The following is an 18903-nucleotide window of genomic DNA, read 5'->3' on the forward strand; positions in this document are numbered from 1 at the left end:
TTACGCTCCGGATAGTTTTCTAAAGAGAGAACGCACCCACTCGCGGTGCAGACTCAGCGAACGTCCCATCACCACCACAACCAGCAGCGCCCCTGACAGCGCGCTCGACACCTGGTTGGGGATACCGACCATCTGTAAACCCTGCTGCAGATAGCCCACCAGCAGCGCCGCCAGCGCCGTACCGACAACCGAACCTGAACCGCCGTAGATATTGGCTCCGCCGAGCACGGCGGCGGTGAGCGCGGGCATCAGTAAATCGCGCCCAAGATCCGAACGTGCGGAGCCGAAATAGGAGACCATGACCAGCGCGGCAATCGCGGAGGCAACGCCCACCAGGCCGTACAGCGCGTAGGGCATGCCGTTCACCGACAGCGCCGCATAGCGTGCCGCACGCGGATTTTGGCCAATCAGGAACAGATGACGGCCAAAGCGCCCCCGGTGGGTAATGAGCCAGAAGAAGACGGTGATTACCGCGAACAAGACCAATGGGATCGGCAGGCCCAACACCGTGAGGTTAGCGAACGCCGTGAAGCCGTCCGGGAAACCGCTGATTCCCTCGTAGCCCGTGGCCCCCGCCATGCCGGAGAGCAGCAGCGCCCCGCCGCCGTAGAGGTAGAGCGTGCCGAGGGTGATAACCAAAGGGCTGATGCCGGTGTAGTGGATCAGCGCCGCATTCACCAGCCCGCACAGCAGGCCGAGCAGCAGCGTCAGCGGAATGGTGACCGCCATCGGCCAGCCCGCCTGCATCATCACCCCCAACGCGATGGCGCACAGGCCGATGGTCGAGCCGAGGGAGATGTCGATCCCGCCGCTGATAATCACCAGCGTGAGCGGCAGCGCCACAATGCCGATGCAGATGAAGTCGCTGGTGCTGAAAAGCAGCATGTTGATATCGAGCATGCGCGGGTTGATGGCCCCGAAAAGCAGGATCTCCAGCACCAGCAAAATGAGCAGCGCGCTTTCCCAGTTAAGCCTCATTTACGCCACCTCTTTTTTACGTTTGGGAAAGGGGGTGACGTGCTTTCCCCCTCTGTTACCCGGCTGGAAACGACCGTACTTCAGCGCCCGCTGATGCCGCGCCAGCGCCTGGCGCAGACGCCCGTCGAGCACCAGCACGCCCAGCAGCACCAGCCCGGCGATAAAGTCGTTCCACCAGGCAGGAAGCCTGAACAGCACCAGCACGGTGTCGATTTGCGTCAGGAAGAACGCACCGAGCAACGCGCCGATCAGCGTGCCCGTGCCGCCCAGCAGCGAAATGCCACCGAGCACGCAGGCGGCGATGGCCTTCATCTCCAGCCCGCTGCCGGTCTGGTTGGGCACAAAGCCAATCTGCGCGGCAAAGACGATCCCGGCGCAGGCCGCCAGCATGCCGTTGAGGGTGAAGGCGATCATGCGGGTCCGGTTCACCGCCACGCCCAGCTGGCGTGCGGCGGCAAGGTTATCCCCCACCGCGTAGAAATCACGCCCGAACGCGGTGCGCGACAGCGTCCACGCGCCTGTGGCCGCGATGGTCAACACCACCATGCCAAGGGGCGACACGCCGACGGCGGCAGGCTCAGAGAGGGATTTCAACCCCGGCGGCAGCCCTTCAATCCACTTTCCTCCCGTCCAGAGCAGCATCGCCCCGCGGTACAGCCCCAGCGTGCCGAGGGTCGCGACAATCGCCGGAATGCGCAGCCCCACCACCAGAAAACCGTTGAACGCCCCGGCCAGCGCCCCGATCGACAGTGCGAAGAGAATGGAAACGGGCAGGCTGTAGCCGCCGTTCAGCGCCACGCCGACGGCGATGGCGGACAGCCCGACGGTTGAACCCACGGAAACGTCGATATTGCGGGTCAGCATCACCAGCGCCGCGCCGATAGCCAGCAGGATCAGGATCTGCGAGCTGGCGAAAATCATCCCCAGCGTCTGCAGGCTGAAGTAAGAGGGATTAAGCGCCACCAGCACGGCGAACAGCGCCAGAATGGCGAGAAACGCGCTTAGCTCGCGGTTTTTCAGTAAGGTCTTCATGATTGTCCCCCGAACGCCAGCGCCATCATGCGATCGAGGCTGACGGCATGGCGCGGTAGTTCGCCGCTGAGCACGCCCTGGTGCATCACCAGCACCCGGTCCGCGAGGCCCGGAAACTCATCGAGATCGCTTGAGATCATCAGCACCGCCACGTTCTGCGCCGCCACGCTTTTGATAAGCTGGTAGATATCGGCGCGCGCCGAGACGTCCACGCCGCGCGTCGGCTCGTCGACGATCAGCAATAACGGGTTGGCCTCCAGACAGCGTGCAAGCAGCACCTTCTGCTGATTGCCGCCGGAGAGCGTGCGCACGGTTTGATCCGCATGGTTGAACTTGATCCCCAGCGCCCGGTGATAGCGCTCCACCACCGCGGACTCTCTTTTCCGCTGCTGCCAGAGCGACGGCTCGTTCAGCGCCACGGTGTTCCAGCGGATCGGCGCGTCGAGGAACAGGCCGGATACCTGCCTGTCTTCCGGCAGGTAAACCAGGCCTTTTTCCAGTCGCAAACGCACCGGCTCGCCGGTGATCTCCTGATTTTCCAGCCAGATGCGGCCCCCGCGTACCGGCCGGAGGCCGTAAAGGGTTTCGGCAAACTCGGTACGTCCGGATCCGACCAGCCCGGCCAGGCCGACGATCTCCCCGGCGTAGATCTCAAGGCTCAGATCGATAAACCCTTCTCCGGTCAGGTCCTCTACCCGCAGCACCGGAAAATCCTGCGGCTGGGTGCGGCGGTTGCCCGGCAGTGCCAGCCACAGCTTTTGCGTATCGCTCAGGGATTTCTCGCGGCTCACCGGCGTCATGGCGGCGATCAGTGCGCTATCGTCAAACTGCGCGGTTTCGCCGCTCAGCACCACCGCGCCGTCGCGCATCACCGAGACGTGGCTCGACAGCATGCGAATTTCCGGCAGCTTATGGGAGATAAACACGATCCCGACGCCGAGTGCCTGCAGGGCGCGGATCTGGCGGAACAGCCGTTCGGTTTCGCCCGGCGTGAGGGAGGCCGTGGGCTCGTCGAGGATCAGGATCCTGGCGTTGCGCATTAATCCGCGCAGGATCTCCACCATCTGCTGATCCGCCACTTCCAGGGTGCTGGCGGCGGCGTCGAGGTTGAGCTGGCAATGCAGTTGCTCAAGCTTCTCCTCCAGCCGTTTTTCCCGATCGCGTTCGCGCGGCAGGCGGAACAGGATGTTTTCCCGCACCGTAAGGTTGGGGAACAGCAGCGGCTCCTGCGGCACCAGGTAAATGCCGAGCCTGTGCGCCTGCACGGGCGTCAGCCGCGCATATGACTGCCCCTCGACGGAAAGTTCACCGCTGTCCGGCGTCTCGACTCCGGCGATGATCTTCATCAGCGTCGATTTTCCCGCGCCGTTTCCGCCCATCAGCGCGTGCACCTGGCCCGCAAGCAGCGTGAAATCAATGCCTTTCAGAACCGGCACGCCTGAGAACTGCTTGCTGATATTCCGCGCGTCGAGAAGTGGTGTCATCATCGCTCCGCTATTGAACAAATGATTTTTAGATTTAATAATGTTCAAAAGCGTAGACGGTGAACTATATTTACAACCGTGCAGGGATCACAGTTTTATCGATTGAGATTCAGATAAACCAGAAACGATCGAAATGATCCGTTTTGTCGCGTGGCTCACACTTTCCCTCCGCGTCATCACGAACATATGATCTAAATTTTTATAAGAGTTCAACTATGAGCGATAAACGCACTGCGGAAGAAGGACGGTTTGCCGGGCTGGCGCTGGCGGAAGAAGAGCTGGTGGCGCGCGTAGCCTGGTGCTACTACCACGACGGGCTGACCCAGAACGATATCGGCGAGCGGCTCGGGCTGCCGCGTTTGAAGATTTCTCGCCTGCTGGAAAAAGGCCGTCAGTCAGGGGTGATCCGCGTGCAGATTAACTCCCGCTACGAGGGCTGCCTGTCGCTGGAAACCGAGCTACAGCAGCGCTTTGGCCTGAAGCTGGTACGCGTGATGCCCGCCTTAAATACGCCGCCGATGAACGTGCGGTTAGGCATTGGCGCGGCGCAGTCGCTGATGGGCGTGCTGGAACCCGGCCAGCTGCTGGCGGTGGGGTTCGGTGAAACCACCATGAGCAGCCTGCAGCACCTGAGCGGCTTTATCAGCTCGCAGCAGATCCGCCTCGTGACGCTCTCCGGCGGCGTCGGGCCATATATGACCGGTATCGGCCAGCTGGACGCGGCCTGCAGCGTCAGCATGATCCCCGCCCCGCTTCGCGTGTCATCCGCTGAAGTCGCCGGGATCTTAAAACGCGAAACCAGCGTGCGGGACGTGATCCTCGCCGCCACCGCCGCCGACGTCGCGGTGGTTGGCATTGGTTCGGTGAACCAGCGCCGCGACGCTACGATACTGCGATCCGGCTATATCAGCGAAGGTGAACAGCTGATGTATGCCCGCAAAGGCGCGGTCGGCGACATTCTCGGCTATTTCCTCAATGCCGAAGGTGAATGCGTTGAGGAGCTGGAGATCCATAAAGAATTACTCGGCGTCTCGCTTGATGAGCTGGCGCAGCTGCCCACCATCGTTGGCGTAGCCGGAGGGGAAGAGAAAGCCGATGCGATTTATGCCGCACTGAAGGGTCGACGTATCAATGGCCTGGTGACGGAGGAGACGACAGCCCGCGCGGTGCTGGCTCTGGCCAAATGAGAGCTCGCCCTGCGCTAACAGCGAGGCAAGCTCATGAGTTACCTTTTAGCGTTAGATGCAGGGACAGGCAGCGTTCGCGCCGTTATTTTCGATTTACAGGGCAACCAGATTGCCGTCGGTCAGGCCGAGTGGAAGCACCTGAGCGTTGAGAACGTGCCGGGGTCGATGGAGTTCGACCTCGAGACCAACTGGCAGCTGGCCTGCCGGTGCATTCATCAGGCGCTGTCGCGCGCGAATCTGACCGCGGCAGATATTCAGTCCGTTGCCTGCTGTTCAATGCGCGAAGGGATCGTGCTGTATGACCGCAACGGCGAGGCCATCTGGGCCTGCGCTAACGTCGACGCCCGCGCCAGCCGCGAAGTGGCCGAACTCAAAGAGATCCACGATGACCGTTTTGAATCCGAAGTATATGACGTCTCCGGCCAGACGCTGGCGCTGAGCGCCATGCCGCGCCTGCTGTGGCTGGCGCACCATCGTCCGGATATTTACCGCAACGCCGCGACCATCACCATGATCAGCGACTGGCTGGCGGCGAAGCTCTCCGGCGAGCTGGCGGTCGACCCGTCTAACGCGGGCACCACCGGCATGCTGGATCTGTTTTCCCGCAACTGGCGTCCGGCGCTGCTCGACATGGCCGGGCTGCGCGCCGATATCCTCTCCCCGGTGAAAGAGACCGGCACCGTACTGGGTGCTATAAACCGGGAGGCCGCGCTGCAGAGCGGCCTGCGCGAAGGCACGCCGGTGGTGATGGGCGGCGGCGACGTGCAGCTGGGCTGCCTGGGGCTGGGCGTGGTCCGCGCCGGACAAACGGCGGTACTGGGCGGTACCTTCTGGCAGCAGGTGGTCAACCTGCCGCAGGTGCGCACCGATCCTGAGATGAACATCCGCGTGAACCCGCACGTCATTCCCGGCATGGCGCAGGCGGAGTCGATCAGCTTCTTTACCGGGCTGACCATGCGCTGGTTCCGCGACGCCTTCTGCGCGGAGGAAAAGCTGATTGCCGATCGTATGGGGATGGACACCTACTCCCTGCTGGAAGAGATGGCGAGCCGCGTGCCGGCGGGTTCCCACGGGGTGATGCCGATCTTCTCCGACGCGATGCATTTTAAGCAGTGGTACCACGCCGCGCCGTCGTTTATTAACCTCTCCATCGACCCGGAAAAATGCAACAAAGCGACGCTGTTCCGCGCCCTGGAGGAGAATGCGGCGATCGTCTCGGCCTGCAACCTGGCGCAGATTTCGCGCTTCTCCGGCGTAACGTTTGAAAGCCTGGTGTTTGCGGGCGGCGGTTCCAAAGGCGCTCTGTGGAGCCAGATCTTAAGCGACGTAACCGGCCTGCCGGTGCGCGTGCCGGAAGTGAAAGAGGCGACGGCGCTCGGCTGCGCGATTGCGGCAGGTGCTGGCGCGGGGCTGTTTGCCGATATGGCCTCAACGGGCGAACGGCTGGTGAAGTGGAGCCGCGAGTTCACGCCGAACCCGCAACACCGGGAGCTGTACGACGGCATGATGCAGAAATGGCAGGCAGTGTACGCCGACCAGCTCGGGCTGGTGGACAGCGGGCTGACGACCTCGATGTGGCAGGCTCCGGGGCTGGTGCGGGCAGCGGCGCCGTAAATAACGCCGGATGGCGCTACGCTTATCTGTTCTGGGGTTTTGTAGCCCCGGTAAGCGCAGCGCCACCGGGGAAGTTCTTTGAGATCTATCACAATCATTCGATCCCGCTTTTACCTTTCCGCTGCCGCTGGCTAAATTAGTAACTCATCCGACCACATAACAATAATTTTACACTGGAAGAGACTATGAGCCGCTACCCGTCGTTATTCGCCCCCCTCGATCTGGGGTTTACCACCCTTAAAAACCGCGTGTTGATGGGCTCGATGCACACCGGGCTGGAGGAGCATCCGGACGGGGCCGAGCGTCTGGCGGCCTTCTATGCCGAACGCGCCCGCCACGGGGTGGCGCTGATTGTCACCGGCGGTGTGGCCCCTTCCCCTTCCGGCGTCGGCATGGAGGGCGGTGCGGTCCTGAACGATGCAGCACAGCTGCCGCATCACCGCATTGTGACCGACGCGGTACACAACGAGGGCGGTAAAATCGCCCTGCAAATTCTGCACACCGGACGCTACAGCTACCAGCCGAATCTGGTTGCGCCATCGGCCATTCAGGCACCGATTAACCGCTTCACTCCGCATGCTCTGAGCCACGACGAGATCCTGGCGCTGATTGACGACTTCGCCCGCTGTGCGGCGCTGGCGCGTGAGGCGGGCTACGACGGCGTGGAGGTAATGGGCTCAGAAGGCTATCTGATTAACGAGTTCCTCGCGGCCCGCACCAACCAGCGCGACGACGAATGGGGCGGCGACTATGCCCGCCGGATGCGCTTTGCTGTAGAAGTCGTGCGCGCCGTGCGCGAACTTGCGGGCGCGGATTTTATTATCATCTTCCGCCTGTCGATGCTCGACCTGGTGGAGGGCGGCGGCACGTTTGACGAAACCGTGCAGCTGGCGCAGGCGATTGAAGCCGCAGGTGCGACGATTATCAACACAGGGATTGGCTGGCACGAGGCGCGCATTCCGACCATCGCCACGCCGGTGCCGCGCGCGGCGTTCAGCTGGGTAACGCGCAGGCTGAAAGGGAAAGTGTCTGTTCCGCTGGTCACCACCAACCGCATTAACGATCCGCAGGTGGCGGACGATGTGATTTCGCGCGGCGATGCCGACATGGTCTCAATGGCGCGCCCGTTCCTCGCCGATGCCGAACTGCTGTCCAAAGCGCAAAGCGGCCGCGCGGATGAGATCAACACCTGCATCGGCTGTAACCAGGCCTGTCTGGATCAGATCTTCGTCGGCAAGGTCACCTCCTGCCTCGTCAACCCGCGCGCCTGCCATGAAACAAAAATGCCGATCGTTCCGGCGGTCAATAAAAAACGCCTGGCCGTCGTGGGCGCTGGCCCGGCGGGGCTGGCGTTTGTGGTGAATGCCGCTTCGCGCGGGCACAGCGTGACGCTGTTTGATGCAGCCGGGGAGATCGGCGGGCAGTTTAATATCGCCAAACAGATCCCGGGCAAAGAGGAGTTTTATGAAACGCTGCGCTACTACCGCCGGATGATCGAACTGACGGGCGTCGAGCTGCGGCTTAACCAGTTTGTCAGCGCGGCGGATCTGACTGATTTCGATGAGGTGATTCTGGCGAGCGGGATCGTACCGCGCACGCCTGCGATCGAGGGTATCGATCATCCAAAAGTGCTGAGCTATCTCGACGTGCTGCGTGACAAAGTACCGGTTGGCGAGAAGGTGGCGATTATCGGCTGCGGCGGGATCGGCTTTGATACCGCCATGTATTTGAGCCAGCCGGGCGAGGCGACCAGCCAGAACATTGCCGAGTTTTGCGTCGAATGGGGTATTGATACCAGCCTCAGCCAGTCCGGCGGATTACGCCCGGAAGGGCCGCAACTGCCGAAAAGCCCGCGCCAGATCGTGATGCTGCAGCGTAAGGCCAGCAAGCCGGGTGAAGGGCTGGGCAAAACGACCGGCTGGATCCACCGCGCTACCCTACTCTCGCGTGGGGTGAAGATGATCCCGGCGGTAAGCTACGAGAAGATCGACGACGAGGGTCTGCACGTCACGATCGGCGCCGAGCCGCAGCTGCTGCGCGTGGATCATGTCATTTTGTGCGCCGGGCAGGAGCCAAAGCGCGATCTGGCCGATCCGCTGCGCGAGGCCGGTAAAACAGTGCATCTGATTGGCGGGTGCGACGTGGCGATGGAGCTGGACGCGCGGCGCGCAATTGCGCAGGGGACGAAATTAGCTCTGGAGATCTAGAGCATTGCCCGGTGGCCTGGGTAAAAGCAAAACGGCAACCCAGTTGCCGTTTTTAGCGTTTGCTCCCTCTCCCTGTGGGAGAGGGTTGGGGTGAGGGCATCAAGCCGCGACGCTCTCAAACTTACCGACGACGTCCCAGCTTCACCGACTTCAGCACCACAAACTTATTGTTCGTCGCAACGGTAACGCAGTTACCGAAAATCTTCTTCAGCTTGTGGAAGTAGTCCAGGTGGCGGTTGGCCACGATGTACAGCTCGCCGTTGATCTTCAGGCAGCGGCGCGCGTGGTGGAACATCTCCCACGCGACGTTATCCGTCAGGGCGTGCTTCTGGTGGAACGGCGGGTTGCAGAACACGGCGTTGAAGCGGAAAGGCTCTACGCCCGACAGCGCGTTATTGATCATAAACTCGCAGCGGTCCAGCGCGTCCGGCATATTGGTTTCAACGTTCAGACGGCTGGAGGCCACCGCCATCGGCGATTCGTCGCTGAACACCACGCTGGCCTCCGGGTTCTTCGCCAGCAGCGTCAGGCCAATCACGCCGTTGCCGCAGCCCAGGTCGACAATCTCTCCTTCCAGATTTTCCGGCAGATGTTCCATAAAGAAGCGCGCGCCGATATCCAGACCGGTGCGGGAGAAGACGTTCGCGTGGTTGTGGATGGTCCAGTCGGTCCCTTCCAGCGTCCAGCTCAGGGTCTCTGGCGCGTCGGCCAGCTCCGGCGCGCTGAAGGTGCAGTTGATCAGGCGGGCTTTTTTCCAGGCCAGCGTGGTGGTGGTCGGGCCGAGGACCTTCTCGAACAGCTCCAGCGTCGAGGTGTGAATATCGCGCGCTTTGGCGCCCGCGATAATGCGCGTTTCAGGCGTCACGACCTTACGCAGCGCGCGCAGCTGCTGCTCCAGCAGCGCCATGGTTTTTGGCACTTTGATCAGCACCACGCCCGGCGCCTGCGGGTAGTCCGCGGTGCTGTCGAGGAACTTCACGCTGGACTCTTCGATGTCGTTATGGCGCAGGTTTTCACGCGTCGCCAGCTCGCTTAAGTAGGAATCGCCGATGCTGTACGGCGTGTGCTCCGCCAGGGCGCAGCCCAGCGCGCCGAAGGCGTCATTCAGGATCAAAACCGGGCCGCGGATTTCAGTCTCATCCAACTGTTGCAGCAGATATTCATCCGCCGCTTCCCACGCCTGAAGCGGGTTAACGTCGTCCGTTTCCGGGAAACGTTTAAGGTTGAGTGAACGGAAACCGTTGTCTAAGTGGCTCATCGGCCCTCCTGAATGGTAAAATTTGGCGTATCCCTGAAAAGGGTGCGTGAGTATACCCGTTTTCGCATTAATTTGGGCTTTTGATGAACCAACTTACTTATCTCCAGGGCTATCCGGAGCATTTACTGACTCAGGTTCGCAGCCTGATTGCCGAGCAGAAGCTCGGCGCAGTGCTGGAAAAACGCTATCCCGGCACGCACGATTTCGCGACCGATAAGGCCCTCTGGCAGTATACGCAGGATCTGAAAAGCCGGTATCTGAAGAGCGCGCCGCCGATCAACAAGGTGATGTACGACAACAAGATCCACGTGCTGAAAAACGCGCTCGGCCTGCACACCGCCGTCTCCCGCGTGCAGGGCGGCAAGCTGAAGGCCAAGGCGGAGATCCGCGTCGCGACGGTTTTCCGTAACGCGCCGGAGGCGTTTCTGCGGATGATCGTCGTCCACGAGCTGGCGCACCTGAAGGAGAAAGAGCACGACAAAGCGTTCTACTCCCTGTGCTGCCACATGGAGCCGCAGTACCACCAGCTGGAGTTTGATACCCGCTTGTGGCTTACGCATTTATCGTTAAATGGTAATGCGGAATAGCGCACGCGAATTGTCATGATGACGTGCTACAGTGGCTAAAGGTTCCCCGCTACGGAGTACGTAAACGTTTATGATACGTTTCGCAGTCATTGGAACGAACTGGATCACGCGCCAGTTCGTCGACGCCGCCCACGAAACCGGCAAACTGAAACTTACCGCAGTCTATTCCCGCAGCCTTGAGCAGGCGCAGAGTTTTGCCAACGATTACCTCGTTGAGCATCTCTTCACCTCGCTTGATGAGATGGCGCAAAGCGACGCCATTGACGCGGTCTATATCGCCAGCCCGAACTCCCTGCACTTCCCGCAAACGAAGCTGTTCCTCAGCCATAAAAAGCATGTGATTTGCGAGAAGCCGCTGGCATCAAATATTGAGGAAGTGGAGGCGGCCATTGCGCTTGCCCGCGAAAACCAGGTGGTTCTTTTCGAAGCGTTCAAAACCGCCAGCCTGCCGAATTTCCTGCTGCTGCAGCAGTCCCTGCCGAAAATCGGCAAGGTGCGCAAAGCCTTTATTAACTACTGCCAGTACTCGTCGCGCTACCAGCGCTATCTGGACGGCGAGAACCCGAACACCTTTAACCCGGCGTTCTCGAACGGCTCGATAATGGATATCGGATTCTACTGCCTGGCCTCTGCCGTGGCCCTGTGGGGCGAACCGCACGGCGTCACGGCTACCGCCAGCCTGCTGGAGAGCGGCGTGGATGCGCACGGTGTCGCGGTGCTGGATTACGGTGATTTCAGCGTGACGCTGCAGCACTCCAAGGTGAGCGATTCCGTGCTGCCGAGCGAAATTCAGGGCGAAGCGGGCTCGCTGGTCATCGAGAAGATCTCCGAGTGCCAGAAGGTGAGCTTTGTCCCGCGAGGTGGCAAAGCCCAGGAGCTGACGCAGCCTCAGCATATTAACACTATGCTCTATGAGGCAGAGGTCTTCGCCCGTCTGGTGGAAGACAACGAAGTGAATCACCCAGGCCTTGCGGTGAGCCGCACCACGGCGAAGCTGCAAACGGAGATCCGCCGCCAGACCGGCGTGGTATTCCCTGCAGACGGCGTGGGCGCGGAAGTTATCGCGTAAAGCTGTGTAATGAAACGGCGCAGACCATTGACGAAACCAATGGTCTGACATATTTTGTTACCTGCAAAGGGGAGTAACTTCTTCGTCGGTGGATCGTCATTACGATGCGTACAATACCGCATCCGGTCGCCGGGCAACCTTCGTGGTTGTAAGTGAGACCTTGCCGGAAGGCGAGGTCTATGCATAAAAAGCTAACGGCTATCGTCTTCTGACCATGGCCGTTTTTGTTTTTTATGTGTAAGGAAAATAGTATGCATTCTGTCGGCACTCCAATGTTGTGGGGCGGATTCGCGGTTGTCGTGCTCATCATGCTGGCGATCGACCTCTTTTTGCAGGGACGTCGCGGCGCGCACGGCATGACCATGAAACAGGCCGCCGCCTGGTCGCTGGTGTGGGTCACCCTCTCTCTGCTCTTCTGCGCTGCCTTCTGGTGGTACCTGGCCTCGACTGAAGGCCGCGCAGTTGCCGACCCTCAGGCGCTCGCCTTCCTCACCGGTTATCTGATTGAAAAAGCCCTGGCGGTCGATAACGTCTTCGTCTGGCTGATGCTGTTCAGCTACTTTGCCGTACCTGCTGCCCTGCAGCGTCGCGTGCTGGTGTACGGCGTGCTGGGCGCGATTATCCTGCGTACCATCATGATCTTCGCTGGCAGCTGGCTGATTACCCAGTTCGAATGGCTGCTGTACGTCTTTGGCGCGTTCCTGCTCTTCACCGGGGTCAAAATGGCGCTGGCGAAAGAGGACGGCTCCGCGATTGGCGATCGCCCGCTGGTGAAGTGGATCCGCGGCCATCTGCGCATGACCGACAAGATCGAGAGCGAGCACTTCTTCGTGCGCAAGAACGGCCTGCTGTTTGCCACCCCGCTGCTGCTGGTGCTGATTCTGGTTGAGCTGAGCGACGTGATTTTCGCCGTGGACAGCATTCCGGCGATCTTCGCGGTAACCACCGACCCGTTCATCGTCCTGACCTCTAACCTTTTCGCCATTCTCGGCCTGCGTGCCATGTATTTCCTGCTGGCAGGCGCGGCGGAGCGTTTCTCCATGCTGAAGTACGGCCTGTCGGTGATTCTGGTGTTTATCGGTATCAAAATGCTAATCGTCGATTTCTACCATATCCCGATCGCTATTTCGCTCGGCGTGGTATTTGGCATTCTGATCGTGACGCTGATTATCAATACCTGGGTTAACCGCCAGCACGATAAGAAGCAGCAGGTGGAGTAATCCCCTCACTCCAGCCCTCTCCCACAGGGAGAGGGTGAACACACTTTTGTAACGCAGTAGTTAAAAAATATGATGCAACACGTAAAATCCAGCATTTTACGCTTCCCTCCTTTGGCACATTCCCTATACTCGACCAGGCAAACATTTACTTACATCCGGACATAAATGTGACTAAGAGCACATCCGGGATGGAACGCAATTTCACTCAGGAAATATGTATGAGCACACAATCAAGCGGTCTGTTCGCGCGCCTGGCGCAGGGCAGCCTCGTTAAACAAATTCTGGTCGGGCTGGTGCTGGGTATTCTGCTGGCGATGGTTTCAAAACCTGCCGCGGAAGCCATGGGGCTGCTCGGGACGCTGTTCGTAGGTGCACTGAAAGCCGTCGCGCCGGTACTGGTTCTGATGCTGGTCATGGCGTCAATTGCCAACCACCAGCACGGACAAAAAACCAACATTCGCCCCATTCTGTTCCTTTATCTGCTGGGAACCTTCTCGGCTGCCTTAACGGCCGTGGTGTTTAGCTTCCTGTTCCCGTCCACGCTGCACCTGACCAGCGCGGCCGGTGATATCACGCCGCCGTCCGGGATTGTCGAAGTCCTGCGGGGCCTGCTGATGAGCATGGTCTCTAACCCCATCACCGCGCTGATGAACGGAAACTACATTGGTATCCTGGTCTGGGCGATTGGTCTGGGCTTCGCGCTGCGCCACGGCAACGAGACAACGAAAAACCTGGTCAACGATTTGTCCAACGCTGTGACCTTTATGGTGAAGCTGGTAATTCGCTTTGCGCCAATCGGTATTTTCGGGCTGGTCTCCTCCACGCTGGCAACTACCGGTTTTGACGCACTGTGGGGTTACGCGCAGCTGCTGGTTGTGCTGGTCGGCTGTATGCTGCTGGTGGCGCTGGTGATCAACCCGCTGCTGGTGTTCTGGCAGATCCGCCGCAACCCGTATCCGCTCGTGCTGACCTGCCTGCGCGAAAGCGGCGTAACCGCCTTCTTCACCCGCAGCTCGGCGGCGAACATTCCGGTTAACATGGCGCTGGCGGAGAAGCTGAACCTGGACCGCGACACCTATTCCGTTTCGATCCCGCTGGGTGCAACCGTGAATATGGCGGGTGCGGCAATCACCATTACTGTGCTGACCCTGGCGGCGGTGCATACGCTGGGCATTCCGGTGGATCTGCCAACCGCGCTGCTGTTGAGCGTCGTGGCGTCGCTGTGTGCCTGTGGCGCATCGGGCGTGGCGGGCGGTTCCCTGCTGCTGATCCCGCTGGCGTGTAATATGTTCGGTATCCCGAACGAAATCGCCATGCAGGTGGTAGCCGTCGGCTTTATCATCGGCGTGCTGCAGGACTCCTGCGAAACCGCGCTGAACTCCTCTACCGACGTGCTGTTTACCGCAGCGGCCTGTCAGGCGGAAGACGCGCGTTTAGCGAAGAACGCCCTGCGCAGTTAAAAACAAAAGCCCGGTGGCGGCTACGCCTTACCGGGCCTACAGGGTTTAGTAGGTCGGGTAAGCGCTAGCGCCACCCGACAAAGTACTTAAAGCGTCACACCACTCTTAAAGATCGCCAGCTCGCGGAAGTCGTTCTTCTCGTTACAGGTTTGCTTGCCGCTGGCAATTTCCACGATGACATCAACAAATTCATCGAGCAGCTGCGGCATCGCCTTGCCGTGGATCAGCTGGCCCGCGTCAAAGTCGATCCAGTGCTTTTTCTTCGACGCCAGCTCGCTGTTGGTGGCAATTTTCACCGTCGGCACAAAACCGCCGTACGGCGTACCGCGACCGGTGCTGAACAGCACCATATGGCAGCCGGCTCCCGCCAGCGCGCTGGTGGCAACCGCATCGTTCCCTGGCGCGCTCAGCAGGTTCAGACCGTGCGTTTTCAGGCGCTCGCCGTAGCGCAGAACATCCACCACCTGGCTGGCGCCCGCTTTCTGGGTGCAGCCAAGGGATTTCTCTTCCAGCGTGGTGATCCCGCCCGCTTTGTTACCCGGAGACGGGTTCTCGTAAATGGGCTGATTGTGGGCGATGAAATACTGTTTGAAGTCGTTCACCATGGTGACGGTCTTCTCAAACGTCTCTTCGTCGCGGCAGTGGCTCATCAGAATACGTTCCGCGCCGAACATCTCCGGCACTTCAGTCAGCACCGTGGTGCCGCCGTTGGCAATGACGTAATCAGAGAAGCGACCCAGCATCGGGTTGGCAGTGATGCCGGACAGACCGTCAGACCCGCCGCACTCCAGACCAAACTTCAGCTCGCTCAGCTTGCCCGGCTCGCGCTTGTCGTGGCGCATCACGTTATACAGCTGATGAAGCTGCTCAACGCCCGCTTCCACTTCGTCGTCCTGATGCTGACACACCATAAAATGCACGCGCGCAGGATCGAATTCGCCCAGCGTCTCGCGGAAGGCGTCCACCTGATTGTTCTCGCAGCCCAGGCCGATCACCAGCACCGCCCCCGCGTTCGGGTGGCGCACCATGTTTTGCAGCATGGTGCGGGTATTGATGTGGTCGTCACCCAGCTGGGAGCAGCCGTAGGTGTGGCTGAACAGATGTACCCCGTCAGTGCCTTCGGCACTGTTGGTCTCTTTCAGGAAGCGCGTCTGGATCTGCCGCGCGATGCCGTTGACGCAGCCGACGGTCGGGAGGATCCACAGCTCGTTGCGGATCCCCACCTCACCGTTAGCGCGACGGTAGATCTGTACTTCACGATCTGCAGCCTGGCGCTCTTCCGCGGGTAAATCAGGTTGATAGCTGTACTCGTCCAGATCGCTCAGATTGGTGCGGGTATTGTGAGAATGAATATGTTCACCCGGCTCGATATCCGCTAACGCATGCCCAATCGGAAGACCGTACTTAATGACGTTGTCCCCTTTAGCGAGAGGCTTCACGGCAAACTTGTGTCCGCGAGCAATCGCCTGACGCAGGGTGACGCTCTGGCTATCAACGGTCACCACGTCGCCTTCAGCGAGGTCCGTCAGCGCGACGGCCACATTATCCAGCGAATGGATTTTGATGTATTGCATATCAACCTCAAACGGCCCTAGTTCAGTTCAATGGCGAAGTAGTCACGCGCATTGTTAAAGCAGATGTTTTTCACCATTTCGCCCAGCAACTGGATATCCGCTGGCGCTTCGCCTGCGTGCACCCAGCGGCCAATCATCTGGCACAGAATGCGGCGGAAATATTCATGACGGGTATAGGACAGGAAGCTGCGGCTGTCGGTCAGCATGCCGACAAAGCGGCTTAGCAGGCCAAGCTGCGCCAGCTGCGTCATCTGACGTTCCATACCGTCTTTCTGATCGTTGAACCACCAGCCGGAGCCGAACTGCATCTTGCCCGGCATCCCTTCGCCCTGGAAGTTGCCGACCATGGTACCCAGCACTTCGTTATCGCGCGGGTTCAGGCAGTAAAGGATGGTTTTAGGCAGCAGATTTTGTTCGTTCTGTTTGCTCAGAAGTTTGGACAGCTCTTGTGCCAGCGGACGGTCGTTGATGGAGTCGAAGCCTACATCCGCACCAAGCAGCTTAAACTGGCGCTGGTTGTTATTGCGCAGCGCACCGATATGGTACTGCTGTACCCAGCCGCGACGCGCGTATTCGGCACCGAGGAACACCAGTACCGCCGTTTTGAACTGCGCCACTTCGTGCTCGCTAAGCGATTCACCGGAGAGACGACGTGCCAGAATGCTGTCCAGCTCGGCCTCGTTTGATTCTGCAAACAGCACCACGTCCAGCGCGTGGTCAGAGACTTTACAGCCGTGCGCCGCGAAGTGATCCAGACGTTTGGTCAGCGCGGTTTGCAGATCGGTGAAACGACGGATGTCGGTATCGGACACTTCCGCCAGCTTCGCCATGTAGTCGGCGAAGGTAGCCTGCTCAATGTTGAAGGCTTTATCCGGGCGCCAGCTTGGCAGCACTTTGATATCAAAAGAGGTGTCTTTGGCGATAACCGCATGATGCTCCAGAGAGTCAATCGGATCGTCGGTGGTGCCCACCATCTTCACGTTCATCTGCTTCATGATGCCGCGCGCGGAGAAGTTATCCTGCGCCAGCAGGGCGTTGCAGCGCTCCCAGATTTCATCGGCGGTCGTTGGGGAGAGCAGTTTGCCAGTGATGCCAAACGGACGGCGAAGCTCAAGGTGCGTCCAGTGGTAAAGCGGGTTGCCGATGGTGTGCGGAACGGTCGCCGCCCAGGCGTCAAACTTCTCGCGGTCGGTCGCATCGCCGGTACACAGGCGCTCAGCGACGCCGTTGGTGCGCATGGCGCGCCATTTGTAGTGGTCACCCTTCAGCCAGATGTCATACAGGTTTTTGAAACGGTAATTTTCGGCAACCTGCTGCGGCGGCAGATGGCAGTGGTAGTCGAAAATCGGCTGGTCTTTTGCGTAGTCGTGGTACAGGCGGCGAGCAAATTCGGTATCTAACAGAAAATCGTCGGTCATAAACGGCGTCATTATCGTCTTCCTCATTACAGGAGCGTCAGAAAGCGTATGTTCATATGCTGCAAAGTTATCACACCAATTTCCACCCACCGAAGCTTTTTTCGTGAGTGAGATCAATAAACGTCAACAAATAAATTACCCTCAATGGAGTAAACCCTTCTACAAGCCGCATCATTACTGGCTTTGCGCTCAGCAATTAATGTCCCCACAAAGAATCATACATTTGTGATGTCACTCACCTTTTAAAGTTGTATGACAAGTTATCTTTTCGCCGTCGCAAACACTCAGCCGACGGAATGCATTACTGGTGTGAGAGACATCGGGTTTAACGGTACGGATACCGACTTATGCACGCTTACTTATGGCAAGGTTCGGGCCGTTCCGGGACATGCTCCCGGCTACGCCCCTCCCGTTACACAACTGCTCCCGGAAACGGTTGAGAGGTTGCCGCGTTCTGGCGCGGAAATAACATAACGATGAGGTTTTAGATGCGTAAAATTAAAGGGTTACGTTGGTATATGATCGCACTGGTGACGTTAGGCACCGTGCTGGGCTACCTGACGCGTAACACCGTGGCAGCAGCAGCGCCAACGTTGATGGAAGAGCTGCATATCTCCACGCAGCAATACTCCTACATCATTGCCGCCTATTCCGCGGCTTATACCATCATGCAGCCTGTTGCTGGCTATGTGCTGGACATTCTCGGTACCAAAATCGGTTATGCCTTCTTCGCCATCGCCTGGGCGGTGTTCTGCGGAGCCACCGCGCTGGCGGGAAGCTGGGGCGGCCTGGCGCTGGCGCGCGGCGCGGTAGGTGCAGCTGAAGCCGCCATGATCCCCGCAGGGCTGAAAGCCAGCTCCGAGTGGTTCCCGGCAAAAGAGCGTTCCATTGCGGTCGGCTACTTCAACGTCGGCTCATCCATCGGGGCGATGATTGCACCACCGCTGGTGGTGTGGGCTATCGTGATGCACAGCTGGCAGATGGCGTTCATCATATCTGGCGTGCTGAGCTTTGCGTGGGCCATGGCGTGGCTGATTTTCTATAAACATCCGCGCGATCAGAAAAAACTGTCTGAAGAAGAACGCGAGTACATCATTGGTGGTCAGGAAGCGCAGCATCAGACCAACAACGGCAAAAAAATGACCGTCTGGCAGATCCTGGGCACCCGTCAGTTCTGGGGTATCGCCCTGCCGCGTTTCCTGGCCGAGCCGGCATGGGGTACCTTCAACGCGTGGATCCCCCTGTTCATGTTTAAAGTCTACGGCTTTAACCTGAAAGAGATCGCGATGTTCGCCTGGATGCCCATGCTGTTCGCTGACCTGGGCTGTATTGTGGGCGGATACCTGCCACCGCTGTTCCAGCGCTGGTTTGGGGTGAACCTGATCGTTTCCCGTAAGATGGTGGTGACCATGGGCGCGCTGCTGATGATTGGCCCGGGCATGATCGGCCTGTTCACCAGCCCGTATGTGGCTATCGCCCTGCTGTGCATCGGCGGATTTGCTCACCAGTCCCTGTCCGGCGCGCTGATTACGCTCTCCTCTGACGTCTTTGGCCGTAACGAAGTGGCCACCGCCAACGGCCTGACCGGGATGGCAGCCTGGACCGCGAGTACGATGTTTGCGCTGGTGGTCGGCGCACTGGCGGATACCATCGGCTTCAGCCCGCTGTTCGCCGTGCTGGCGATCTTCGACCTGCTGGGCGCGGTGGTGATCTGGACGGTGCTGAAAAGCAAATCGGCAGAGGAGCTGGCAAAAGAGTCCCTTGGGAAACCGGCTACGCAAAGTTAGCGAAAATGCATTTCCCCTAAGCCGCCTC

The 18903-nt window shown here is 59.6% G+C and carries 14 protein-coding genes; 8 read left to right on the forward strand and 6 right to left on the reverse strand.

Annotated elements, in window-relative coordinates:
* Genes lsrD through lsrA form a run of 3 tightly spaced genes read right to left on the reverse strand, consistent with a single transcriptional unit; the run spans position 1 to position 3494 of the window.
* Positions 1-978: an autoinducer 2 ABC transporter permease LsrD gene (lsrD, locus tag USH94_RS15415; RefSeq protein WP_111964927.1), complete on the reverse strand. Its 978-nt coding sequence runs from the start codon at positions 976-978 to the stop codon at positions 1-3.
* Positions 979-2010, reverse strand: a complete 1032-nt coding sequence (gene lsrC, locus USH94_RS15420; RefSeq protein ID WP_111964928.1) for an autoinducer 2 ABC transporter permease LsrC — start codon at positions 2008-2010, stop codon at positions 979-981. It lies immediately after the preceding gene.
* Positions 2007-3494: an autoinducer 2 ABC transporter ATP-binding protein LsrA gene (gene lsrA / locus USH94_RS15425; protein ID WP_111964929.1), complete on the reverse strand. Its 1488-nt coding sequence runs from the start codon at positions 3492-3494 to the stop codon at positions 2007-2009. Before lsrA ends, lsrC begins: the two co-directional genes overlap by 4 nt.
* Positions 3495-3709: 215 nt before the next feature.
* Here lsrA and lsrR point away from each other — a divergent pair, with 215 nt between their 5' ends.
* The 3 genes from lsrR to USH94_RS15440 all read left to right on the forward strand — a co-directional run bounded on the left by lsrR (position 3710) and on the right by USH94_RS15440 (position 8502).
* Positions 3710-4681, forward strand: a complete 972-nt coding sequence (lsrR, locus tag USH94_RS15430; protein ID WP_008503156.1) for a transcriptional regulator LsrR — start codon at positions 3710-3712, stop codon at positions 4679-4681.
* Between the two features lie 33 nt (positions 4682-4714).
* Positions 4715-6295, forward strand: a complete 1581-nt coding sequence (gene lsrK / locus USH94_RS15435; RefSeq protein WP_111964930.1) for an autoinducer-2 kinase — start codon at positions 4715-4717, stop codon at positions 6293-6295.
* 185 nt (positions 6296-6480) lie between these two features.
* Positions 6481-8502, forward strand: coding sequence for an NADPH-dependent 2,4-dienoyl-CoA reductase (locus tag USH94_RS15440; RefSeq protein ID WP_111964931.1), 2022 nt, complete (start codon positions 6481-6483; stop codon positions 8500-8502).
* A gap of 121 nt (positions 8503-8623) precedes the next feature.
* On the opposite strand, the gene rlmG is transcribed toward USH94_RS15440, so the two are convergent.
* Positions 8624-9760, reverse strand: coding sequence for a 23S rRNA (guanine(1835)-N(2))-methyltransferase RlmG (gene rlmG, locus USH94_RS15445; protein ID WP_111964932.1), 1137 nt, complete (start codon positions 9758-9760; stop codon positions 8624-8626).
* Positions 9761-9843: 83 nt separating this feature from the next.
* Here rlmG and USH94_RS15450 point away from each other — a divergent pair, with 83 nt between their 5' ends.
* The 4 genes from USH94_RS15450 to sstT all read left to right on the forward strand — a co-directional run bounded on the left by USH94_RS15450 (position 9844) and on the right by sstT (position 14096).
* Positions 9844-10347: a YgjP-like metallopeptidase domain-containing protein gene (locus tag USH94_RS15450; protein WP_023309281.1), complete on the forward strand. Its 504-nt coding sequence runs from the start codon at positions 9844-9846 to the stop codon at positions 10345-10347.
* A gap of 70 nt (positions 10348-10417) precedes the next feature.
* A complete protein-coding gene (locus USH94_RS15455) occupies positions 10418-11416 on the forward strand; it encodes a Gfo/Idh/MocA family protein (RefSeq protein ID WP_111964933.1) in 999 nt (332 codons plus the stop codon).
* A 251-nt stretch (positions 11417-11667) separates the two neighbouring features.
* Positions 11668-12636: a TerC family protein gene (locus tag USH94_RS15460; RefSeq protein WP_023309283.1), complete on the forward strand. Its 969-nt coding sequence runs from the start codon at positions 11668-11670 to the stop codon at positions 12634-12636.
* A 218-nt stretch (positions 12637-12854) separates the two neighbouring features.
* On the forward strand, positions 12855-14096 hold the full coding sequence (gene sstT / locus USH94_RS15465; protein ID WP_111964934.1) for a serine/threonine transporter SstT: 1242 nt from the start codon (positions 12855-12857) through the stop codon (positions 14094-14096).
* 86 nt (positions 14097-14182) lie between these two features.
* Here sstT and USH94_RS15470 read toward each other — a convergent pair whose 3' ends face one another.
* The gene (locus USH94_RS15470) at positions 14183-15670 is read right to left on the reverse strand and encodes a UxaA family hydrolase (RefSeq protein WP_111964935.1); all 1488 of its coding nucleotides are present in this window, start codon (positions 15668-15670) and stop codon (positions 14183-14185) included.
* 17 nt (positions 15671-15687) lie between these two features.
* Positions 15688-17100, reverse strand: a complete 1413-nt coding sequence (uxaC, locus tag USH94_RS15475) for a glucuronate isomerase (protein ID WP_111964936.1) — start codon at positions 17098-17100, stop codon at positions 15688-15690.
* 476 nt (positions 17101-17576) lie between these two features.
* Here uxaC and USH94_RS15480 point away from each other — a divergent pair, with 476 nt between their 5' ends.
* Positions 17577-18875 (forward strand): MFS transporter, encoded by a 1299-nt coding sequence (locus USH94_RS15480; protein ID WP_024906406.1) that lies wholly within the window; start codon positions 17577-17579, stop codon positions 18873-18875.
* Positions 18876-18903 lie beyond the last annotated feature (28 nt).

This window comes from Enterobacter sp. 148H3 (assembly GCF_034107425.1).
Lineage (GTDB): Bacteria > Pseudomonadota > Gammaproteobacteria > Enterobacterales > Enterobacteriaceae > Enterobacter > Enterobacter vonholyi.